The sequence below is a fragment of the Pseudazoarcus sp. NS20 genome, from assembly GCF_059703745.1.
The window spans coordinates 22,501-44,800 of sequence record NZ_BAAKIY010000002.1 but is presented as its reverse complement, the minus strand read 5'-3'; the positions used below and the strand labels follow the sequence as shown (position 1 = coordinate 44,800).

The window sequence follows — 22,300 nt, the reverse complement described above, 5'->3', positions numbered from 1 at the left end:
TGCATGTCGCGTCCCTTTCGCCTCGATTCTCGTTGCCCTACTCGTAGCGGTAATGCTGCAGATGCTCTTCGAGTCGGCCGACCAGATGCTTCAGGTAGGTCGCCAGCTCGTTGCTCTCGGCCAGCCGCTGGGCGTTCTCATCGGCTACACGCGCCACGCGCTCAATGTCGCCGCCGATGCGCTCACCGGCCGTGCTCTGCTCACGGCTTGCCGCGGCAATGTCGTTCATGTGCAGCAGCGCCTGCTCCGCCGCAGCGCGTATCGAAGCCAGCGCGCTCGATGCATCGGCCGCCGCGACGGCGCTGAGATGCGCCTTGTCGTCGGCGGCGCGCACGGCCTCGCCCAACTGGGCGACATCACCATGCACGGCGGCGATCAAGTTCGAGATGCTGCGCGTGGCCTGGGTGGTGCGCTCGGCAAGCTGACGCACTTCGTCCGCCACCACGGCAAAACCGCGGCCGGACTCGCCGGCGCGAGCGGCCTCGATGGCGGCGTTGAGGGCCAGCAGATTGGTGCGACCGGCGATGTCGGCAATGGTGGCGACGATGCCGTCGATCTCGCGCGAGCGCTCGGTCAGCGTGCGCGCCGCAGCCGAGGCACCGCGCACGTCATTGGCCAGCGCCTCCATGGCCGTAGCCACGCCGCCGACCATGTCGGTGCCGCGCCCGGCTTCCACCACCGATGCCTGTGCCGAGGCCGCCGCTTCGGCGGCGCCGTCGCGCGTCTGGCTCAAGCTGGTGATGAGTTCTTCCAGCGTGGCGGCCGACGACACCGTGACGTCGCGCTGCGCGGACACACCCTGCTCGCCTGCCACCGCGTTCGATGCCGCCTCGCCCGAAACGCTGCGCAGTTCGGCCGTGGCGCGGCCCAGCTCGGTGAGCATCACCGCGAGCTTGCGTGCCGCACGGTTGAAACATTCGCTTAGCGAGCTGAATTCATCGGCCGCGGCGGTGGGCATGCGCGCAGTGAGCTTGCCATCGGCGAGTTCGCTGGCGAAGTGCTCCAACTCGCGCAGACGGCGGCGCACCGCCACGACCACCATCACGCCCGATACCGCCGCACTGGTGGCAAACACCAGCGCCACCACCTTGAGCACCACATCCGGCGCAGCGAACGCCAGGCCCAGGCCGAGGCCGGCCGCGCCCCAGGTGACGCACACCCATTTCAGCAACGAGCGCTGGCTGCCGGCCGCGCGCACGCGGCCACCGTCGATTGCGGCAGAGTCATCCATATCAGTTTCGGGTAGCAAGTTGCGGTTCAGAGGTGCGCACGAGGCGCCGCAGTTCAGGCAGGCACGAGCCGCAAGACGTGCCGCAGTGCAGCTTGGCCTGCACTTGATTCAGGTCGTCACCGCTGGCCACGCAGTCACGAATGGCCGCCTCCGACACGCCGAAGCAGTTGCACACCGTGCGGCCGACACTGCGCGCAGCCCCCGCCGGCGGCGTGGCCAGCGGCGCGAAGATCCACGGCCGCAACGGGCCCATCGCCGTGCCGGCGAGCATGGCGTCGAGCAGCCAGTCGAAGGCGGCGGTTTCGCCTGCCAGCCGCAGCGCCACGAGTTGCTCACCCGCAATGCGCGCGCGTTTATCGATGCCGCGGCGGGTGTCCGACAGGCGCAGCACCGGCTCGCCTTCGCCGCAGCCAAACGCGACATCGAGCGGCGCCAGCAGCGCCTCGGGCACGGCCCAGCCGTTAGCCACGTTCAACACCACCACCGGCCGCTCGCGCCCGGCGAGCTCCAGCGCGGCATAGCCGAACTGCGCCAGATGCGGCCGCACGGCGGTCATCAAGGCCACCGCCGCGCCGGCATCATTCGCCACAGCCGCCCACCGCGCACGCCAGCCCAGTTCGGCCGGCTCGATGCCGACGGCGGCCTGCTTGAGCGCCGGCTGGCCGGATACCGGATCGACCACCGGTGAAGTCAGCACATTCGGCCCGCCGTGCGCCAGCGTGGCGGCCCCCCAATGCATGGGAATCCACGCCTGGCCGGGCGCAATGCCTTCGTCCGTTGCCAGCGGCAGCACGATTTCACCGCGTGCGCCGGCAATGCGCACCAATTCACCGGCGGTGAGGTTGCGCCGCACCAGATCAACCGGGTTCACCGCAATCGCGGCGCGCGGCGAATGCCCCCACAACTGCGGCACCTTGCCGCTGCGGCTCATGCCGTGCCACTGGTCGCGCAGGCGCCCGGTGGTGAGCATGAACGGGCGGCGTGCGCTGAGCGGCTCGGGCGTGAGCGAATGCCTGGACGGATAACCGACCGGCGCGAAGCGCGCGCGTCCGTCCGGGGTGGGAAACACGCCGTCTTCGAACAGACGCACGGTGCCCCTCTCGGCGCCTGGCCGGAACGGCCACTGCTGGGGGCCACGCGCCTCCAGCACGGCGTGCGACAAACCGCTCATGTCGCAATCGCGCCCGGCGGTGAGCGCCACGTGCTCGTCGAAGATGGCGGCCTCGTCGGCAAAGTCGAACAGCGCCGGCGACTTGCCCAGGCGGGTGGCCAGCCGGCGTGCGAAATCCGCGGTGATGGCCCAGTCGGGCCGCGCCTCGCCCGGCGGCGCGATGGCCGGGCGCACGCGCGTAACGCGGCGCTCGGAGTTGGTGACGGTGCCGGACTTCTCGCCCCAGCCGGCGGCAGGCAGCAGCAGATCGGCGAACTCGGCGGTTTCGGTGTCGGCGTAGGCTTCCTGCAGCACCACGAACTCGGCCTTGCCTAAAGCCTCGCGCACGCGTGTGAGGTCGGGCAGTGACTGCGCCGGGTTGGTGCAGGCGATATACACCGCCTTGACCTTGCCTTCCGCAATGGCATCAAACAGGCCGACCGCGGCCAAGCCGGGGTTTTCCGGCAGCGCCGGCACGCCCCACAGGCGCGCCAGCTCGGCGCGGTCTTCGGCACTTTTCGGGTCGCGGTGCGCCGGCAGGATGGAGGCCAGCGCCCCCACCTCGCGCCCCCCCATGGCGTTGGGCTGACCGGTGAGCGAAAACGGCCCGGCACCGGGCCGGCCGATGTGGCCGGTGGCCAGATGGAGGTGAATCAGCGCGGCGTTGTTGGCCACGCCGTGGTGCGACTGGTTGAGCCCCTGGCACCACATCGACAGCGCCGCCCTGGCCTTGCCGAAGCGGCGCGCGGCTTCGATGATCTGCGCGGCCTCGACACCGCAGGCCGCGGCCACGTTGCCCGGCGAGTATTCGGCCAGCGCTGCACGCAGCTCGTCGAAGCCGCTGGTGTGGCTGCGGATGAAATCACGGTCGATCAGGTCGTCCCACAGCAGCACGTGCAGCATGGCGTTGTACAGCAGCAGGTCGGAGCCGGGTGCGATCTGCAGGTGCAGGTCGGCGAACTCGGCCGTCTCCGTGCGGCGCGGGTCCACCACGGTGATGAACAGATCGGGGTTGGCGCGCTTGGCGTCCTCGATGCGGCGGAACACGATGGGGTGCGCCCACGCGGTGTTCGAGCCGGCGATCAGCAGGTGGTCGGCCAGCGCCAGATCTTCATAGCTGGCCGGCACGCTGTCGGCGCCCAGTGTGTGCTTGTAGCCCGCCACCGCGCTGGACATGCACAGGCGCGAGTTGGAATCGATGTTGTTGGTGCCGACCAGCGCGCGCGCCAGCTTGTTGAAGACGTAGTAGTCCTCGGTCAGCAACTGGCCGGAGATGTAGAAGGCCACGGCATCCGGGCCGTGCTCGCGGATGATGTCGGCAAAGCGATCGGCTGCCGTATCGAGCGCCGTATCCCAATCGGTGCGCATGCGCCGCGCCTCGCGCGAGTTGCGCAATTCGGGGTGCAGCGCCCGCCCGGCGGTACCGGAGGTCAGATGCAGCGTCGAGCCCTTGGTGCACAGCCGGCCGAAGTTGGCCGGGTGTTCGGTGTCGCCGCGCACGCCGGTGATGACGCCACCGGCGTGCTCGATCACCACCCCGCAGCCGGTGCCGCAGTAGCAGCACGTCGAGCGCACCTCACCCGCCGACGGCTCGGGCCGGATGCGCTGGATGTCTATCCTGTCCATGTCGATTCCTCGCCCTGCCTCAGGCCGCGATGCACTGACCTGCACTCATGCCGGCACTGGCATGGGCATACGCAGCCACATCACCCACCACGATGATGGCCGGTGAGCTGAGGCCGTCCGCCGCGATGCGGCTGGGCAATTCGGACAACGCGCCGCTGACATGACGCTGGCCGGGCAAGGTGCCCGAGGCAATCGCCGCCGCCGGGGTGGCCGGAGACAAGCCGGCGGCGATCAGCCGCGCCACCACGCTCAGCACCCGCCCCAGGCCCATGTAGATGACCAGCGTGGTGCCGGTGGCGGCCAGCGCCTTCCAGTCGGGGCCGGAACCGTCGCCACAGGTGGCCGTGACCAGCGTGACCCCGTGCGTGTGCGTGCGATGCGTGACCGGAATGCCCACCGACGCCGGCACTGCAATGCCCGACGTCAGGCCGGGTACCACTTCGGCCTCCAAGCCGGCAGCCGCCAGCGCTTCAACCTCTTCCCCGCCCCGCCCGAACACGAAGGGATCGCCGCCCTTGAGGCGCACCACCACCTTGCCGCGCCGTGCATAGCGCACCATCAGACGGTGGATGAAATCCTGCGGGGTCGAAGCCCGACCACCGCGCTTGCCCACGCGCAGCAGCTTGGCCTCGGGTCGCAGCAGGGCCAGCACGTCGGGCGACACCAGTTCGTCGGTCAGCACCACTTCGGCCCGCTCGGACAACAACCGGGCTGCACGCAACGTCAACAAATCCACCGCACCCGGGCCAGCCCCGACGATGTACACCTTGTTCATTTCAGTCTCCTGCGGCACGCCAGGCGTGCCCGTGCATCAGGCGCGCTTGGCGGCGGGTGCCGAAGCTTCGGCCGAACGGCGCACCGCGCCGAGGTCTTCGACCTTGCGCTGCTTCTCGTGCAGGAAGCTCAGCACTTCATGGCGATAACGGTTGTAGCGCGGGTCATCCGCCAAGGCGAGGCGCTCGCGCGGGCGCGGCAGATCGACTTCAAGAATCTGGCCGATCGTGGCCGACGGACCGTTGGTCATCATCACGATGCGGTCGGACAGCAGCACGGCCTCGTCCACATCGTGGGTGATCATCATCACGGTGTTGTTGAGCTCGGACTGGATGCGCATCACCTCGTCCTGCAGGTGCGCGCGGGTCAGCGCATCGAGCGCGCCGAAGGGCTCGTCCAGCAACAACACCTTGGGCTCCATCGCCAGCGCCCGGGCAATGCCCACGCGCTGCTTCATGCCGCCGGAAATCTCCGACGGCAGGCGGTCGAGCGCGTGACTCATGCTCACCATGTTGAGGTTGTAGAGAATCCAGTCGCGGCGCTCGGCGGCCGACTTGGTCTTGCCGAAAATCTTGTCCACCGCGATCTCGACGTTCTGATACACCGTCAGCCACGGCAGCAGCGAGTGGTTCTGGAACACCAGCGCGCGGTCGGGGCCGGGCTCGTTGACCTCCTTGCCATCGACCAGCACGCCGCCGGAGGTGGCGCGCAGCAGGCCGGCGACGATGTTCAGCACCGTGGATTTGCCGCAGCCCGAGTGCCCGATCAGCGAGATGTATTCACCGCTCTTGATCGACAGGTTGATGTCCTTCAGCACCGGGTTGGTGATGCCGTTGCGGGTAAAGCTCATTTCCACGCGGGAAATTTCGAGAGAACCTTTGCTCATGATTGCGTCTCCTTAGCCGGCCGAGGTGCCACGGGTGATGCGATGGCCGACCCACGCGACCATGCGGTCTAGCAGGAAGCCGACGATGCCTACAAGGACGAGGGCCAGGATGATGTCGCTGATCAGCGACGAGTTCCATGCGTCCCAGATGAAGAAGCCGATGCCCACGCCGCCGATCAGCATCTCGGCCGCGACGATGGCCAGCCACGACAGGCCGACACCGATGCGCAGCCCCGAAAAGATGTAGGGCGCAGCGGCCGGCAGCATGATCTTCCAGAAGTACTCCAGGCCGTTCAGACGGATCACGCGGGCGACGTTGCGGTAGTCCTCGGGGATGTTGCGGATGCCCACCGAGGTGTTGATGATGATCGGCCAGATGGCGGTGATGAAGATCACGAAGATCGCCGACGGGTTGCTGTCCTGAAAGCCGGCCAGCGAGATCGGCAGCCAGGCCAGCGGCGGCACCGTACGCAGTACCTGGAACAGCGGGTCGAGGCCGCGCAGCGCCCAGGTGGATTGCCCTACCAGCACACCCAGGCTCACGCCCACCACCACCGCCAGCGTGTAGCCATAGGCCACCCGCTCGAGGCTGGCGAGAATCTGCCAGGCCATGCCGACGTCGTTGCCGCCGTTGTCGTAGAACGGATCGACGATCAGTTCCCAAGTATCACGCAAGGTTTGCGACGGGCTCGGCAGCGCGGCGCCCGGCTGCGAGCACAGCACCTCCCACAGCGCCACCAGCAGACCGATGACCACCACCGGCGGAAGCAGGCGCGACATGAAGGCCTGCTGACCGCGCTTGAGCAGACCACGCCACACCGTGGCGCCGGTTGACGCGGCAAACGGCGCGCGAGAGAGGGTTTGTGGCTGATTCATGTCGTTCTCCTGAAAGAATGCCTGCTCCGCCCGGCCTCAGCCTTGGCGAATGGTCTTGATGGCCAGGCTGTCGAGGTAGGCCTTGGGGTTCTCCGGGTCGAACACCTTGCCGTCGAAGAAGGTCTCCTTGCCGCGCGAGGTCGAGCTCGGAATGTCGCTGGCCGCAACGCCCAACGACTTCGCCGCTTGGCGCCACAGGTCTTCGCGGTTCACCTTCGCCACCAGGGCCTTCATGTCGAGATTGGCCGGCAGATAGCCCCAACGGATGTTCTCGGTGAGGAACCACAGGTCATGGCTCTGGAATGGATACGAGGCCTGATCTTTCCAGTAGCGCATCTGATCCGGGTGATTGGTCACGACACGGCCGGTGCCGTAGTCGAAGTTGCCCTGCATGCGATCGACGATGTCGGCCACCGGCGCGTTGATCCAGCGGCGGCGCGAGCAGATCTCGGCGACCTCGACACGGTTTTTCGGGTCCTCGCAGTACATCTGCGCTTCCATCACGGCCTTGATCAGCGCCTGCGTGGAATTCGGATTGGCATCGACGTAATCGGCACGCATGCCGAAGGCCTTTTCCGGGTGGTTGTGCCAGATTTCACCTGTGGTGTTGGCGGTGTAACCGATCCCCTGGTTGATGAGCTGGTGGTTCCACGGCTCGCATACACAGAAGGTGTCCATGCTGCCCACCTTCATGTTGGCGACCATCTGCGCCGGCGGGACGACGATGGTGGAAATGTCCTTGCTCGGGTCGATGCCGCCGGCCGCCAGCCAGTAGCGAATCCACATGTCGTGCGTGCCCCCCGGGAAGGTCATCGCCGCGTTGATCGGGCGGCCGGAGGCAAGCTTGGCCTGCAGCGCCTGCTTGAACGGCGCGGTGTCGAGGCCGACCTTGAGATCCTTGTATTCGTTGCCCACCGAGATGCACTGACCGGCCAGGTTCAGGCGAGCCAGAATGTACATCGGCGTCGGCACGTTGCCCGCGGTCATCGCGCCGGTGCTGATCAGGTACGGCATCGGCGTGAGGATGTGCGCGCCGTCGATGCCGTTGCGCGCCGAGCCGAGCACCAGGTTGTCGCGCGTGGTGCCCCAGGACGACTGCTTGAGCACCTGCACGTCGGTCATGCCGTGCTTCTTGAAAAAACCTTTTTCGTCGGCAACGAACAGCGGCGCAGCATCGGTCAGGGCAATGAAGCCCAACTTGGCCGAACGGGTTTCCAGCGTGTCGGATTTCGACGCGAGAATGCCGCCGGACCACAGACCGCCCATCATCGCGGCACCACCCATGACGGCGCTCTGCTTGATGAAATCGCGGCGTGACGGGCGGCTGGCACTGGGTTCAGCGGAAACCTTGTCTGCTTTCCTGTTCATCATCAACTCCCTGGTAAAAGCAAAAAAAGAAAACGGCGTCTCATCCCCGTGGCGCATGCAGCTCACGCTCGGGAATGGACGCCGTTGTCCATGAAATCTTGGGTGCAGGCTCGTCATTGACCCTGCGAGACTCTCTAAGCATGGGGCGTGCCAATTCTCAAAACCCCATCAGGTACAAGGCCTTAATGCACACCAGCCGCTCTGACACCGCCCGTTACACGCCATCGGGGCGCACTGTTGCTGTGCAGCACACAGCCGTTTCGCACTCACCGGGTGCGAAACCGCGCTCGCGAAACGAAGCAATCGGCAAAAAAAATGCCCTGCTCGCGCAGGGCATTGCAAGTGCGCAAAACTAGGTTCAGCGCAAGGACGAGGTCATTTGGACAAACGCGCGCACGCATCACGTGCCGCAGACGATGACGCCACCATCTCGCACTCAGCCGCTGCGCCTGCCGTGGCTTCGCTAGATACCTGCGACCACGGCGCGAAGATCAACACCAGTACGATCGGCACCACGAAGGCGCAGACAGCGTGAATACGCTGGGAGGGAGTGAGGCGCATCGGATCCATCACATTCGGTAGCGACGCACCATGCGCCGGCTTGAATGGACTAATGCATTATGCGTGCCAGTTACGCATCGCTTTGTAATGATTGTGTTTTGCGGGGCTGCTGCGGCCTTGCGCCGCATTCATCGCACTTCAACTGTGCAGCCCGGCCAAACCATGCACGCCCGGCGTGCATGCTTCAGCGCGCGGCGCCGGCGTCGTCCTGCAAGAAATCGGAGAAGCCAAGCACCGCCTCGGCCACCTCGGCAAGCCGGCGGCCGCGGTCCATGGCGGTCTGGCGCAGCATGCGATACGCCTGCTCTTCGCTGATGCCGCGGTGCTGCATCAACATGCCCTTGGCACGCTCGATCACCTTGCGCTCGTGCAGCGCGGTGCGGGCGCGCGCCAATTCGTCACCCATGCTTTGCAGGCGCTGCGCCTGCTCACGCACCAGATCAAGCACCGAACGCCCGAACTGCGGATTCAAAGGCTCGGCCGAGGCCCCCGGCGCCAGGAAGGCATCGAAGAACACCGCGGCCGGATCATCGGGCTGCGGCTCGTGGGCGAAATCATTTAGCAGGGCCGCATGGTCGTGCAGCGCGGCCCGAGCCTCCACGATCTTCTGCTCGGCGAGATACAGCAGCACATCCGCCAGACGCTCCTCAACGGTACGCAGGCGGTCAATACGCCGCGTAGTCAGGTCGAACCACGGCTCGCTGCGATCACCGAGCACGGCGCCCAGCGGCAATGCCGACACCGCCACGCGGCGCAGGCGCTCCAGCTCGGCCACGTCGTCGGCCGATAGCGCTTCGCGCCACTGCGCCACGATGGGCGCGTCGGCGAATTCGGCAAACAGATCGAAGCAGCGTTGCTGCGCCTCGATCAGGTAGGTCATGCGCTGCTGACGCGGCATGTCGAACACGCCCGAAGCGAAGCCCGCCGCGCCGGTGGCGCGCTCCTGCCCGGCAAGCTCTTTGCCCTGCATGAAGTTGAACAGTGCCACCAGCGCGCGTGAGACATCAGGGTCGCCGGCGCTGTCGGCGGCATCGAACACCACCGTCAGCAAACCGCCGATGAGCCGGCTGTAGGCGCTGGTGATGTCTTCGGGTTGCAGTTTGAGGCTGCGCACACCTTGGCGCAGCGCCTGCAGATCGTCCAGCCCATGCACCACTGCCGCGATGCGGCTGAACAAACGCGCGCCGCCCGAAACCAGGCCGGATTCAGTGTCGAGCCGGTCGAACAGCGCCCGCACTGCAGCCTCGGCCGCGAGACTGTCGGTGACGCGGCACTCGAGCTGATCGGCAAAGCGCCCGCCGCGCGACGCGGAGAACACGTTCGACACACCGCGCTCGCGCTGCAGCATGTGCACAAGCTGGCCGATACCGCTGACCAGTTCGCAGGTCAGCGCAAGCTGCTCAAGGCTGTGGATTTCGCAGCGTCGTGCTGCAAGCAGGAATTTCAGCGCCGCGGGCATGCCGGCGAACCTCCGATGCGCGCATGCGCCGGGCGCATGCCAATTTCAGGAACAAGATGAAGTCCCGTGAGCAAGGGGCGTGCCGGAAGTGCCCGGCCGCCCTCGCCCATGCGCATCAACCGCCGCGACGGCGACGCGCCTCGAACAGGCAGATACCGCTCGCCACCGAGACGTTGAGGCTCTCGACGCTGCCGTGCATGGGGATGCGCACCAGTTCGTCGCAGGTCTCGCGCGTGAGGCGGCGCATGCCGTCGCCCTCGGAGCCCAGCACCAGCGCCACCGGGCCGGACAGATCCGCCTCGAACAGCGATTTTTCGGCTTCACCGTCGGTGCCGATGACGCGCACACCGGCATCCTGCATTTCACGCAGGGCGCGTGCGAGGTTGGTGACGGTGACGTAGGGCACGCTGTCGGCGGCGCCGCTGGCGACCTTCATGGCGGTGGCGTTGAGGCCCACGGCGCGATCCTTGGGCGCGATCACGGCATGCGCACCGGCGGCATCGGCCACGCGCAGGCAGGCGCCGAGGTTGTGCGGATCCTGCACGCCGTCGAGCACCAACAGCAGGGCATCGCCCTCGATGGTGTCGAGCACGTCGGCCAGTTTGATTTCGCGCGTACGGGCGTCCACACGGGCCACCACGCCCTGGTGGCGGCGCGTGCCCACCATGCGCTCCAGGCGCTCGTTGTCGGCCTGGATGATGCGCACGCCTTCGGCTTCGGCGATCTTGTTGACCTCGCGCGCACGGATGTCGGTGCGGGTGTCGGCCAGATACAGTTCGAAAATGCCGCCGGCGTCACGCCGCAGCTTGCCGAGCACGGCATGAAAGCCATAGATGAGGCGGCTTTCGCGCGCGCGCGGGTTGTCGTTGTCAGCCATCAGTTTCCTTTCTTGCCAGCGCGCGACGGGGCGCGGCGACTACGTTTCTTGGGTTCCGCTGCCTTGGGCGAAGGCGCGGCCGGCGCTGCGGCGGCCTTGCCGCGCGACGCCGTGCTTTGCGAACGGCCACGGCCCTTGCGGGCTTTCGGCGGAGCATCCTCCACTCGCGGAGCGGCGGCTTCACGTTCGCGCGCCGTTTTACCACGTCGCTCGGTCGGACGCTCTTCTTCGCTGTCGATCATGCGGAAATCGATCTTGCTGGTTTCCAGATCAACGCGCACCACTTGCACGCGCACGCGGTCGGACAGGCGGTAGCGCACGTTGGTGCGCTCGCCGGCCAGCTCGTGGCGCGTCTCGTCGTAGTGGAAGTAGTCCGAGCCGAGGTCGGAAATGTGGATCAGACCTTCGATGAAGACATCGTCCAGCGCCACGAAGAGGCCGAACGGCACCACCGAGGACACGCTGCCGGTGAATTCCTCGCCGACGCGGTCCTGCATGAACCAGCACTTGAGCCAGGCCACCACGTCACGCGTGGCTTCGTCGGCGCGGCGCTCGGTGCCCGAGCAATGCAGACCGATCTGCTCCCAGTCGCCCGGCGTGTATTGCTGCTTGCCCAGCGCCGCCTTGATGGCGCGATGCACCAGCAGGTCAGGATAGCGACGGATCGGCGAAGTGAAGTGGGTGTAGGCCTCGTAGGCCAGCCCGAAGTGGCCGACGTTGTCGGGGCTGTACATGGCCTGCTTGAGCGAGCGCAGCATGACAGTCTGCAGCAGCGCGGCGTCGGGGCGCGTCTTCACCGATTCGAGCAACTTGGCGTAGTCCTTGGCGCGCGGCTCGTCACCACCACCCAGACCCAGGCCGAATTCGGCGAGGAAGCCACGCAGGCGCTCCAGGCGATCCGGCGCGGGGCCTTCATGGATGCGGTACAGCGCTGGCTGCTCGCGCGTCTGCAGGAAGTCCGAGGCGCACACGTTGGCCGCCAGCATGCATTCCTCGATCAGGCGGTGCGCGTCGTTGCGCGTCTCGGGGATGATGCGTTCGATCTTGCCGTTGTCGTCGAAGATCATGCGCGTTTCGGTGGTCTCGAAGTCGATGGCACCACGCTTGGCGCGCGCCTTGAGCAACACGCGGAACAGACGGTCGAGGTTCTGCAGGTGCGGCAGCAAAGGCTTGAGCTCGCTGATCGCCTCGGCATCCTCGTCATACAGCGCCGCCGCCACCTGGTTGTAGGTCAGGCGGGCGTGCGAGTACATCACTGCCGGATAGAAGCGGTAGTCGACGATGTCGCCGGTGGTGCTGATGTTGGCGTCGCACACCATGCACAGGCGCTCTTCCTTCGGCACCAGCGAGCACAGGCCGTTGGAGAGCTTCTCCGGCAGCATCGGAATCACGCGGCGTGGGAAATACACGGAGTTGCCGCGGTCGAGTGCATCGACATCCAGCGCGCTACCCGGCTCGACGTAGTGCGACACGTCGGCAATCGCCACGATCAGGCGGAAGCCGTCACGCGTGCGCTCGCAATACACGGCGTCGTCGAAGTCCTTGGCGGTTTCGCCGTCGATGGTGACCAGCGGCAGCTCGGTGATGTCCTCACGGCCGGCGTAGTCCTTGCGACGCACCGCGCTGGGCAGCTTGCGCGCCTGCGCCTTGGCTTCCGAAGAGAACTCGAACGGCAGCTGATGCTTGCGCAGCGCAATTTCGATTTCCATGCCGGGGTCGGCGTAGTTCCCGATCACCTCGACCACGCGGCCGATGGGCTGCGACACCTTCGTAGGCTGCTCGATCAACTCGACCGTGACCACCTGCCCCGCCTTCGGGCGCTTGCCGCCCGGCGCGACGAGGATGTCTTGCGCAATGCGACGGTCTTCCGGCACCACCAGCAGTACGCCGTGCTCGTCGAGCACTCGCCCGACCACGCGGGAGTTGCCGCGCTCGAGAATCTCGATGATCTTGCCTTCCGGGCGACCACGGCGATCCTGCCCGATCACGCGTGCGATGACGCGGTCACCGTGCAGCACCTCGCGCATTTCCTTCGGGCCAAGGAACAGGTCGGGCTGCTTGTCGTCGCGCACGACGAAGCCGAAGCCATCCGCATGGCCTTGTACACGCCCACGGATGAGGTCGGCCTTGTCCGGCAGGATGAAGGTGCCGCGGCGGTTGCGCAGCACCTGACCATCGCGCTCCATGGCGCGGATGCGGCGCTCGAACAGATCGACTTCATGCTCGGCCACGTCCAGCGCCTCGCACAATTCGTCGAAGCTCATCGGCACTCCACGCTCGGCGAGCGTCTGCTCGACATACTCGCGGCTGGGCAGCGGATGATCGTAGGAGGCGCGCTCGCGTTCGAAGAACGGATCGGCCCGGCGCACGGCGCTGAGGCCATCGCGGGACTTTTTTGAATTTTTCGGTTTCTCAGTCATTGACAGATTCTTTGTAGAGCCTATAATGCGCGTCTTCTTGCCCAGATGGCGGAATTGGTAGACGCGCTGGTTTCAGGTACCAGTGTCGCAAGACGTGGAGGTTCGAGTCCTCTTCTGGGCACCAAATCCGATGAAAGCCGACCGAAAGGTCGGCTTTTTTCGTTGTAGCCCTGTTTGCATGCGAATGGTGGTCCAAATTGCTCAGTGGTTGAAGTGAAAAAGCCGGTCTTGCGACCGGCTTTCGCGTTTCTATCAGGCGCCGAACGGGTGGCGACGCAGAATGGTTTCGTCCCGCTCCGGCCCGGTCGAGATCACATCGATCGGAATTTCGCAGATTTCCTCGATACGGTGCAGATAGGCGCGTGCTTCCTGCGGCAGCGCTTCCCAGGTCTTGGCCCCGAAGGTCGAAGTCGTCCAGCCCGGCATCGTCTCGTAGATCGGCTCGCAGCGGCTGACCTCGTCAGCCCCCATCGGCAGCAGATCGATGCGCTTGCCGTCCAGCATGTAGCCGGTGCAGATCTGCAGCTCGCGGATGCCGTCGAGCACGTCGAGCTTGGTGATGCACAGACCGGTCACGCCGTTGATGATGATCGAGCGCTTCAGCGCTGCCATGTCAAGCCAGCCGCAGCGGCGCTTGCGCCCCGTGACGGTGCCGAACTCGCGACCCTTGGTGGACATCTGCTCACCCGGCACGCCCGCAGTCTCGATATCCAGCTCGGTCGGGAACGGACCGGCCCCGACGCGTGTGCAATACGCCTTGGTGATGCCCAGCACGTAGTGCAGACGGCCCGGGCCCACGCCCGAACCGGCAGACGCCTGACCCGCCACGCAGTTGCTGGAGGTCACGAACGGATAGGTACCGTGATCCACGTCCAGCAGCACGCCTTGCGCACCCTCGAACAGCAGGTTGCCGCCGTTCTTGTTGACCGCATACAACTCGGCCGAGACGTCGGCCACCATCGGGCGGATATCGTCCGCGTCGGCCATGGCCTGCTCGAACACGGCATCGAACTCCACCGGCGGCTGACCCAGCTGGCCGACCAGCACGTGGTTGTGATGCTCGATGTTCTCGCGCAGCTTTACAGCGAAGCGCTCGCGGTTGAACAGGTCATACACACGCAGCGCGCGACGAGCGACCTTGTCTTCGTAGGCCGGCCCGATGCCCTTGCCGGTGGTGCCGATCTTGTCGGCCGGAGCGCGCGCCGCCTCACGGGCCTGATCCAGAGCGACGTGGTACTGCAGGATCAGCGGGCAACCCGGGCTGATGCGCAGGCGATCGCGCACGGCGATGCCACCGGCTTCGAGCTTGCTGATCTCGGACAGCAGATGATGCGCGTCGAGCACCACGCCGTTGCCGATGTAGCAGGCCTTGCCCTCACGCACGATGCCCGACGGCACGAGGTTGAGCTTGTATTCCTGGTCGCCGATGACCAGCGTGTGGCCGGCGTTGTGACCGCCCTGGAAACGCACCACGCCTTCGGCATGGTCAGTAAGCCAGTCGACGATCTTGCCCTTGCCTTCGTCGCCCCACTGGGTACCGACGACGACTACGTTCTTTGCCATGTTCTTACCTTTCTCCCTGCAGCGCGACAACGGCCCAGCCGTCGGCGCCCCTGACGAGCTGCCGGTCGCAACCGGCGGCTTTCCATGTGCCCGTGTGGCCGGGCAGTTCATTCATGACGATTTCGCCGCGCTCACGCAGGCTGGCGACCATCTCGGCCAGCGCTGCATCACCGTCGAGCGGCGCGAGAATGGCACCGGCCTCGACGGCGGTGCCACGCAATGCAAACTGTCGCAGATCAAGGCTGAAGCCGGTTGCCGGACGGCCGCGCCCGAAGGCTTCACCCACGCTGTCGTAGCGGCCACCGAGCGCCAGCGCCGAAGCCGACCCGCCGGTGTAGGCCGCGAACACCACGCCACTGTGGTAATGGTAGCCACGCAAGTCGGCCAGATCGAAGCTCAACGGCACATCGCCCAGCAAACTGGCCAGACGGGCCAGCTCCGCCAGCGCCTCACGCACTTCAGGCAGACGCGGCAACACCTCGGCTGCGCGCCCCAGCACCTCTACACCGCCATACAGTTCAGGCAAGGCCAGCAGCGCCGAGCGCTGCGGCTCGGCCACCTCGGCCAGCATCTCGGCCAGCCCCGGAACGTCCTTGGCCTGCAGCAAATCGAACAGCGCTTCCTCACGCTCCGGCACAAGACCCGCGCCCGACGCCAAGGCGCGGAACAGCCCGACGTGGCCGACGTCGATGCGATCCGCCGCAACGCCGCCCAGACTCATCACGTCAGCCAGCAGGCGAATCACTTCGGCGTCCGCCTCGATGCCTCCGTGCCCGTAGAGTTCGGCGCCAAGCTGGATGGGCTCGCGCGTTGCCGTCAGCGACGACGGCAAGGTGTGCAGCACGCTGCCGCAATAGCACAGGCGCGTCACGCCTTCGTGGTTGAGCAGGTGGGCGTCGATGCGCGCCACCTGAGGCGTCATGTCGGCACGCACCCCCATGCTGCGACCCGACAGCTGGTCCACCAGCGCGAAGGTCTTGAGCTTGAGGTCGTGCCCCGCGCCGGTGGTGAGCGAGTCGAGGTACTCGAGCAGCGGCGGCTGCACGAGTTGATAGCCACGCGTGCGGAAGGCGTCGAGCATGAGTCGGCGCAAGCGCTCGATCTCGGCGGCTTCGGCGGGCAGCGCGTCCTGGATGTAATCGGGGAGAACCCAGCGCATCGGTAATCAGACCAGAATCAGAATCAAAACGCCGGCCCCCATTGCGGTGAGGCCGACGAACCGGATCTGCCCGTCTTCGAGACGGGCCATCCGCAAAAAAGCTTCGCGCCAGCGAGCCGGCGCGACGAAAGGAAGAAGGCCTTCGAGGATCAACATCAGCGCGAAGGCCATCAACAGGGAAGTGCCCATGGGCTCAGTTACGTCTCGGCCCGCCGGAGTCCTTCAGGAACTTGAAGAACTCTGAACTGGGGTCGAGCACCATCACGTCGCCTTTGTTGGTGAAGCTGTTTCGATAGGCGTCGAGACTGCGATAAAAGGAATAGAACTCGGCATCCTTCTGGAAGGCTCCCGCGTAGATCTGGGTCGCCTGAGCATCGCCCTCACCCATGGTGGTCTGCGCATCGCGATAAGCCTCAGCGATGATCACCTCGCGCTGACGATCAGCATCGGCGCGAATCTGCTCGGCCGTGGCAGCACCCTCGGAACGCAGCTCATTGGCCACTCGCGTACGCTCGGCCTCCATCCGGCGATACACCGACTCGGAAACCTCAGTAGGCAGATCGACGCGCTTCAAGCGCACGTCGAGAATCTGCACACCGATCTGACGGGCATCGGTGTCAGCGCGCACGCGCATGTTTTCCATGATGCGATCACGCTCGCCCGAAACCACTTCCGGCACGGTACGGCGACCGAACTCTTCACGCAGGCCGGAGTTGACCGTCTGCAGCAGACGCGTGCGCGCACGCGCCTCGTCGCCGGCAACCGATTCGTAATACAGGCGCGGATCGATGATGCGCCATTTCACGAAGTGATCCACCAGCACGTTCTGCTTCTCAGCGGTGATGAAACGCTCCGGCTCCGGCGTGTCGATGGTCAGAATGCGGCGATCGAAGTAGCGCACGTTCTGGATCAGCGGAAGCTTGACGTTGAGGCCGGGCTCGTTGATGACGTCCTTGACTTCACCGAGCTGGAACACCACGGCGTACTGGCGCTGATCGACGGTAAACAGCGTCATGCTTGCAAGCAAGCCGGCCAGTACCAGCGCGCCTATCAGGAGTTGGATACGATTGTTCATCAACGGCCTCCCAGATCGCGGGTACGCATGGCGTCGCGATCACGCGGGTCGAGCGGAATCGGCTGACTCTGACGCACGGAAGGCGCCGGAGCGGTAGGTTGCTGCGCACGCTGGCTGTCGGTCATCGCGACCGAGCCGCCGGTTTGCCCCAACAGCTTGTCGAGCGGCATCAACAGCAAATTGCCGTTGCTGTCGGCGTCGATCATGACCTTGCTGGTGTTCGACAGAACCTGCTGCATGGTTTCGATGTACATGCGGTCACGCGTTACGCGCGGTGCCTTGGCGTACTGCTCATAGACCTGCGTGAAACGCGCGGCCTCGCCCTCGGCGTTGGCCACCACCCGTTCGCGGTAGGCGTTGGCTTCTTCGAGCAGACGAGCGGCGGTACCGCGGGCTCGCGGCACCACGTCGTTGCGATATGCCTCACCTTCGTTACGCAGACGCTCGCGATCCTGACCGGCCTTTACGGCGTCATCGAACGCGGCCTGAACCTGCTCGGGCGGCTGGGCGTTCTGCATGGTCACACGGCTGATGAGAATGCCAGCCTCGTAGCGGTCCAGAATACGCTGCATCATTTCCTGCGCGTTCGCCGCGATGTCCTCACGACCTTCGTACAGCACGAAATCCATCGAGCTCTTGCCGACGATCTCGCGCATGGCACTTTCGGCAGCCTGAATCACCGAATCATCCGCAAAACGGTTGTTGAAGAGGTAATCCTCGGGTGAATTCAAGATGTACTGCACGGCGAACTGGATGTTGATGATGTTCGCATCATCGGTCAGCATCAGCGCTTCACGCAGGACCTTGTTGCGGTCCGTGCCACGGTAGCCGACTTCAACGGTACGAACGCCGCTCAAATCGACGATCTCATGCGTTTCGATGGGATACGGCAAACGCCAGCGCAGGCCCGGCTCGGCTGTCTGAACGTGTTTGCCGAAGCGCAACACCACGCTCCGTTCGTTGGCATCGACGGTGTAGAAACCGCTCGCCAGCCAGACCACGAGCAACAGCACAAGCAGCGCACCGAAGCCGCCGCCGAGCTGACGGAAACCGAGGTTCGGCATCTTGGGACCGCCCCCGTCTCCACCGGAACGACCACCGCCGCCTTTCTTGCCCAGCATGCCGGAGAGCTTCTGATTGAAGTCGCGCCAGACATCTTCGAGATCCGGCGGACCCTGATTGTCGCCCCGGCCGCGATCACCGCCGCGCCGGTCGTCGTCATTCCCCTGGTTGTTACCCCAGCGAGGATCGTTCAGTGACATTAGGAGACCCGTATCAGGTTAAAAAGCGTTCAGACCGTAACATCCGGACTCTCGTTCCGGACATTTTCAGCACATACGCGTTGCGCCACCTCAGCCAGCGCATCGCGCAAAAAAGGCAATCCCAGGCCGCTCGCAGCGCTCAAAAAAACGCCGGTGATGTTACCACACTCGTCCCGATTGACCGCCGCGGGGGCGTCGGTCAAGTCGATCTTGTTGAAGACCATGATCTGCGGCACATCGCCTGCGCCTATCTCGCGCAGCACCTCGTTCACCGCGTCGATCTGCGCCTCACGCTCGAGGCTGGCCGAATCGACGACGTGCAGCAGCAGATCGGCGTTGGCCGTTTCTTCAAGCGTGGAATGGAATGCCGCCACGAGCGCGTGCGGCAGGTCACGAATGAAGCCGACGGTATCCGACAGGACGACATCACCCACCGGACCGACGTACAGACGGCGCGAAGTGGTGTCGAGCGTGGCGAAGAGTTGGTCGGCCGCGTAGCTGCCGGCCTTGGTCGTCGCGTTGAACAGCGTGGACTTGCCTGCGTTGGTATAGCCAACCAGCGAAACCGTGAGGACATCCCGCCGGTCGCGCCCGCGGCGTCGTACTTTCCGCTGCTTTTCGATCTTTGCCAGGCGCTCTTTCAGCGCCTTGACGCGCACACCGAGCAGACGGCGGTCGGTTTCGAGCTGCTTCTCACCCGGCCCGCGCAGACCGATACCGCCCTTCTGGCGTTCAAGGTGAGTCCAGCCACGAACCAGGCGGGTGGATAAATGCTGCAATTGCGCCAGCTCGACCTGCAGCTTGCCCTCATGACTGCGGGCGCGCTGGGCGAAGATATCCAGGATCAAAGCCGTGCGATCAATTACCCGGCACTGCAAAGCGCGCTCGAGGTTGCGCTGCTGGGCAGGCGAAAGGACATGATTGAAGACAACCAGATCGCCCTTGTTGCCACGCAAGGCCAATTCGATTTCGGTGACTTTTCCCTTGCCGGCGAACAACGCCGGGTCGGGCCGCGAGCGCCGCCCCGTGACGACACCCTCTGCCGTGGCGCCAGCACTGCCGACCAGAAGCTTGAGCTCCTCCAGCCGATCATCGAGCATGCCCTGATCGAGGTCGAGCTGAACCAGTATTGCCCGCTCTCCCGAGCGGGGGCGCTCAAACATGATGCTGCCGCATGAAATCCTTAGGCGTCTGCACCGCCATCCTGCGAGATGCTGACCGGGCGCGCCGGCACGACGGTGGAAATGGCGTGCTTGTACACCATCTGGGTGACGGTGTTCTTCAGCAGGACCACGTACTGATCGAAAGAGTCGATCTGGCCTTGCAGCTTGATGCCATTAACCAGATAGATCGAGACGGGAATGTGTTCGCGTCGGAGGGTGTTCAGAAACGGGTCTTGTAGAAGCTGCCCTTTATTACTCATTTTTGCTCCTTGAGCATTGGTGTTGTTATGAGACTGCAGCATAGCATGCTGCGCCGCACCACCCTGACCACGTCACCCGGGCAAGGTTCATGAACGATCAGCATACGGGTTGTGCCCCGTCTTGAATTGCACCCGCAGCGGCGTCCCCTGCAGCTTGAAGGCATCTGTAAAAGTACGCTCAAGATAGCGCACATACGAGGCCGGCACCTGATCAAGAGCCGTGCCGTGAATGACCACGATCGGCGGGTTGCTGCCTCCCTGGTGGGCGTAGCGCAATTTGGGGCGGAACACACCGGCACGCGGGGGCGCCTGCTTGACGAGGGCAGCCTGCAGCACGCGCGTCAGGCGCGGCGTAGCCAGCTTGGCCATGGCTGCAGCATACGCGGCATCGACCGATTTCATCACGGCCGACAGCCCGCTGCCCTTGAGCGCCGAAACATAGTGAAAGCGTGCAAACGACAGGAAGCCGAGCTTGCGCTCGATGTCACGCTTGACCAACTCACGACGGTAGTCGTCGATGGCATCCCATTTATTCACCACCACCACCAGCGCGCGACCGGAATCGAGAATGAAACCGGCGATATGGGCATCCTGATCGGCGATGTCCTGCGAGGCGTCGAGCACCAGCACGGTGACGTTGGCTTCTTCGACGGCCTGCAGGGTCTTGATGACCGAGAATTTCTCGATGGCCTCGAACACCTTGCCTTTGCGACGCAAGCCGGCGGTGTCGATCAGCGTGTAGTGCTTGCCGCCCCGCTCGAACGGAATTTCGATGGCATCGCGCGTCGTGCCGGGCAAGTCGAAGGCGATCACGCGCTCCTCACCCACCAGGCCGTTGATCAGCGTGGACTTGCCGACGTTGGGGCGACCGGCAATCGCGATGCGTGGGCCGCGCGCGGCCTCTTCATCACCATCCTCATCGCTGGGGAACGGGGCCAGCACTTCGTTGACCAGTTGAGTCACGCCGTCGCCGTGCGTTGCCGAAATCGGCATCGGAGCGCCAAGGCCGAGAGAATGGAATTCGGCAGCCACCACTTCACGGCGCATGCCTTCGGACTTGTTGACGATCAGGTGCACAGGGCGGCCCGAACGGCGCAGGCGTGCGGCGATCTGCTCGTCATGCGGCGTCAGACCGACGCGGCCATCCACGAGGAACAGCAGCACGTCGGCCTCTTCGATGGCACGTTCGGCCTGCTGCGCCATTTCATGCATGATGCCGGCCTTCGCGACCGGATCGAAGCCTGCGGTATCCACGACGAGATAGTCGCGTTCGCCAACGCGGCCGATACCGTAGTGGCGGTCACGCGTAAGGCCCGGCATGTCCGCGACAAGTGCGTCGCGGGTGCGGGTCAAGCGGTTGAACAACGTCGACTTGCCGACGTTGGGGCGTCCTACGAGGACGATGGTGGGTTTCACGTTTGCCTTCTTGTTTACTTTTCTTCTTATCGGATCTCGAAGGCCTGCACCGAGCCGTCGCGCGTCTGCACGACAAAACTGCGGGCGCCGAGACGAATCGGGTCAGCCTCGATGGCACCGCCGTTGGCGCGGGTGCGGGCAATGAAGCCGCCCTGAGAACGATCAAGCGCATGCACATAGCCTTCGAAGTCACCGAAGACCACGGCATTGCCGACGATCAGCGGGCGCGACAGCCGGCGCAGGGCCATCGGCCCCTGCTTCCACTGACTCACGCCACTGCGTGCGTCCAGCCCGTGCACCGAGTCATCGGCCGCCGTGACGGCAATGAAGCCCCCGTCACGCGCCATGCCGGCGCTGCTTGAGAACTCGCGCGTCCAGACTACGCTGCGGCTCGACAGGTCGAAGCACGACACACGCCCCTGGAATGTCACGGCGCAAGCCTCGCTGCCGCTCAGCACCGGCGTACCGGCGATGTCGGCTACACGTTCAAGCTCGGTCACGCCACGCGGCGTGGCAACCGTCAGCTCCCACAGCGGGGCCCCGTTATCGAGATTGAGGGCGACCAGCTTGCCTCCCGGGAAGCCGACAATGGCGAAATTGCCGTCGACCACCATGCCGGCGGTCGCGCGCAAGGAGAGCGGCGGCACGCTGCGCGTGTAAATCCAGCGACGCTCGCCGCTGGACGCCTCGAAGCCGAGAATACGGCTGTCGGACGCCCGCAGCGCAATGGTACGACCCGACACCCCCGGCGGCGCCAGCACTTCGACACCGGCAGGCTTGCGCCAGCGCTCGTTGCCGTTCTCCGCGTCGAGTACGATCAACTCACCGCGCACGGTCACCACGGCCACCGAGAAGCCATCACTGCCCACGCCGGCGGTCAGGCGGGCGCCCACATCACGGCTCCAACGCGTACGGCCATCTTCGTCGATGCGCGCCACCGTACCGCCCGAGCCAGCGGCGTACACCGAACCACGCACCACCAAGGGCTGGAACACGTAACCGTCCCCACTGCCCACACGCACCTGCCAGAGCTCACGCAACTCGGCCTTCGGCTGGAAAGCGGGCGGCTCGGCCGGTTTGGGCTGACGCGGCGAAAACGGGTTGAGTGACGAACAACCGGACAATGCCAGACCGGCAGCCAGCAACAACGCGGGAACGGTAAATGACCTCATGA

Annotated in this window: 18 protein-coding genes and 1 tRNA gene; 1 reads left to right on the top strand and 18 read right to left on the bottom strand. The window is 65.3% G+C overall.

Translation table 11 applies throughout. The features are described 5' to 3' along the window. Nucleotides 1-37: 37 nt before the first annotated feature. The 9 genes from AC6H0W_RS05905 to rnr all read right to left on the bottom strand — a co-directional run bounded on the left by AC6H0W_RS05905 (nucleotide 38) and on the right by rnr (nucleotide 13,228). On the bottom strand, nucleotides 38-1,231 hold the full coding sequence (locus AC6H0W_RS05905; RefSeq protein WP_497576230.1) for a methyl-accepting chemotaxis protein: 1,194 nt from the start codon (nucleotides 1,229-1,231) through the stop codon (nucleotides 38-40). Nucleotide 1,232: 1 nt separating this feature from the next. Further along, nucleotides 1,233-4,007 (bottom strand): nitrate reductase, encoded by a 2,775-nt coding sequence (locus AC6H0W_RS05900; protein ID WP_497576229.1) that lies wholly within the window; start codon nucleotides 4,005-4,007, stop codon nucleotides 1,233-1,235. 19 nt (nucleotides 4,008-4,026) lie between these two features. After that, nucleotides 4,027-4,782 carry a uroporphyrinogen-III C-methyltransferase gene (gene cobA, locus AC6H0W_RS05895; RefSeq protein ID WP_497576228.1) on the bottom strand — a complete coding sequence of 252 codons (756 nt, stop codon included), beginning with the start codon at nucleotides 4,780-4,782 and terminating at the stop codon, nucleotides 4,027-4,029. A 36-nt stretch (nucleotides 4,783-4,818) separates the two neighbouring features. Beyond that, the gene (locus AC6H0W_RS05890) at nucleotides 4,819-5,667 is read right to left on the bottom strand and encodes an ABC transporter ATP-binding protein (RefSeq protein ID WP_497576227.1); all 849 of its coding nucleotides are present in this window, start codon (nucleotides 5,665-5,667) and stop codon (nucleotides 4,819-4,821) included. Nucleotides 5,668-5,679: 12 nt separating this feature from the next. Next, nucleotides 5,680-6,543, bottom strand: coding sequence for a nitrate ABC transporter permease (gene ntrB / locus AC6H0W_RS05885; protein WP_497576226.1), 864 nt, complete (start codon nucleotides 6,541-6,543; stop codon nucleotides 5,680-5,682). Between the two features lie 36 nt (nucleotides 6,544-6,579). Continuing rightward, entirely contained in the window at nucleotides 6,580-7,911 is a 1,332-nt protein-coding gene (locus AC6H0W_RS05880; protein WP_497576225.1) for an ABC transporter substrate-binding protein, read from the bottom strand. Between the two features lie 745 nt (nucleotides 7,912-8,656). Continuing rightward, entirely contained in the window at nucleotides 8,657-9,931 is a 1,275-nt protein-coding gene (locus AC6H0W_RS05875) for a nitrate- and nitrite sensing domain-containing protein (RefSeq protein ID WP_497576224.1), read from the bottom strand. A 115-nt stretch (nucleotides 9,932-10,046) separates the two neighbouring features. After that, a complete protein-coding gene (rlmB, locus tag AC6H0W_RS05870) occupies nucleotides 10,047-10,808 on the bottom strand; it encodes a 23S rRNA (guanosine(2251)-2'-O)-methyltransferase RlmB (protein WP_497576223.1) in 762 nt (253 codons plus the stop codon). Further along, nucleotides 10,808-13,228, bottom strand: coding sequence for a ribonuclease R (gene rnr, locus AC6H0W_RS05865; protein WP_497576222.1), 2,421 nt, complete (start codon nucleotides 13,226-13,228; stop codon nucleotides 10,808-10,810). Before rnr ends, rlmB begins: the two co-directional genes overlap by 1 nt. Nucleotides 13,229-13,267: 39 nt before the next feature. On the opposite strand from rnr, the gene AC6H0W_RS05860 reads away from it, so the two are divergent. Then, nucleotides 13,268-13,352: transfer RNA gene (locus AC6H0W_RS05860), tRNA-Leu, on the top strand. A gap of 128 nt (nucleotides 13,353-13,480) precedes the next feature. Here the strand turns inward: AC6H0W_RS05860 and AC6H0W_RS05855 are convergent. The 9 genes from AC6H0W_RS05855 to bamB all read right to left on the bottom strand — a co-directional run bounded on the left by AC6H0W_RS05855 (nucleotide 13,481) and on the right by bamB (nucleotide 22,298). After that, nucleotides 13,481-14,791, bottom strand: a complete 1,311-nt coding sequence (locus AC6H0W_RS05855) for an adenylosuccinate synthase (protein WP_497576221.1) — start codon at nucleotides 14,789-14,791, stop codon at nucleotides 13,481-13,483. 4 nt (nucleotides 14,792-14,795) lie between these two features. Next, nucleotides 14,796-15,950 (bottom strand): ATP phosphoribosyltransferase regulatory subunit, encoded by a 1,155-nt coding sequence (locus AC6H0W_RS05850; protein WP_497576220.1) that lies wholly within the window; start codon nucleotides 15,948-15,950, stop codon nucleotides 14,796-14,798. Between the two features lie 6 nt (nucleotides 15,951-15,956). Further along, nucleotides 15,957-16,139 (bottom strand): DUF2065 domain-containing protein, encoded by a 183-nt coding sequence (locus AC6H0W_RS05845; RefSeq protein WP_497576219.1) that lies wholly within the window; start codon nucleotides 16,137-16,139, stop codon nucleotides 15,957-15,959. A gap of 4 nt (nucleotides 16,140-16,143) precedes the next feature. Then, nucleotides 16,144-17,025 carry a protease modulator HflC gene (hflC, locus tag AC6H0W_RS05840; protein ID WP_497576218.1) on the bottom strand — a complete coding sequence of 294 codons (882 nt, stop codon included), beginning with the start codon at nucleotides 17,023-17,025 and terminating at the stop codon, nucleotides 16,144-16,146. Then, the gene (gene hflK / locus AC6H0W_RS05835) at nucleotides 17,025-18,287 is read right to left on the bottom strand and encodes an FtsH protease activity modulator HflK (RefSeq protein WP_497576217.1); all 1,263 of its coding nucleotides are present in this window, start codon (nucleotides 18,285-18,287) and stop codon (nucleotides 17,025-17,027) included. Before hflK ends, hflC begins: the two co-directional genes overlap by 1 nt. 29 nt (nucleotides 18,288-18,316) lie before the next feature. Further along, nucleotides 18,317-19,450, bottom strand: coding sequence for a ribosome rescue GTPase HflX (hflX, locus tag AC6H0W_RS05830; RefSeq protein ID WP_497576216.1), 1,134 nt, complete (start codon nucleotides 19,448-19,450; stop codon nucleotides 18,317-18,319). A gap of 20 nt (nucleotides 19,451-19,470) precedes the next feature. Then, nucleotides 19,471-19,710 carry an RNA chaperone Hfq gene (gene hfq, locus AC6H0W_RS05825; RefSeq protein ID WP_497576215.1) on the bottom strand — a complete coding sequence of 80 codons (240 nt, stop codon included), beginning with the start codon at nucleotides 19,708-19,710 and terminating at the stop codon, nucleotides 19,471-19,473. 87 nt (nucleotides 19,711-19,797) lie between these two features. Continuing rightward, a complete protein-coding gene (gene der / locus AC6H0W_RS05820; protein WP_497576214.1) occupies nucleotides 19,798-21,126 on the bottom strand; it encodes a ribosome biogenesis GTPase Der in 1,329 nt (442 codons plus the stop codon). A 26-nt stretch (nucleotides 21,127-21,152) separates the two neighbouring features. Further along, nucleotides 21,153-22,298 carry an outer membrane protein assembly factor BamB gene (gene bamB / locus AC6H0W_RS05815; protein WP_497576213.1) on the bottom strand — a complete coding sequence of 382 codons (1,146 nt, stop codon included), beginning with the start codon at nucleotides 22,296-22,298 and terminating at the stop codon, nucleotides 21,153-21,155. Nucleotides 22,299-22,300 lie beyond the last annotated feature (2 nt).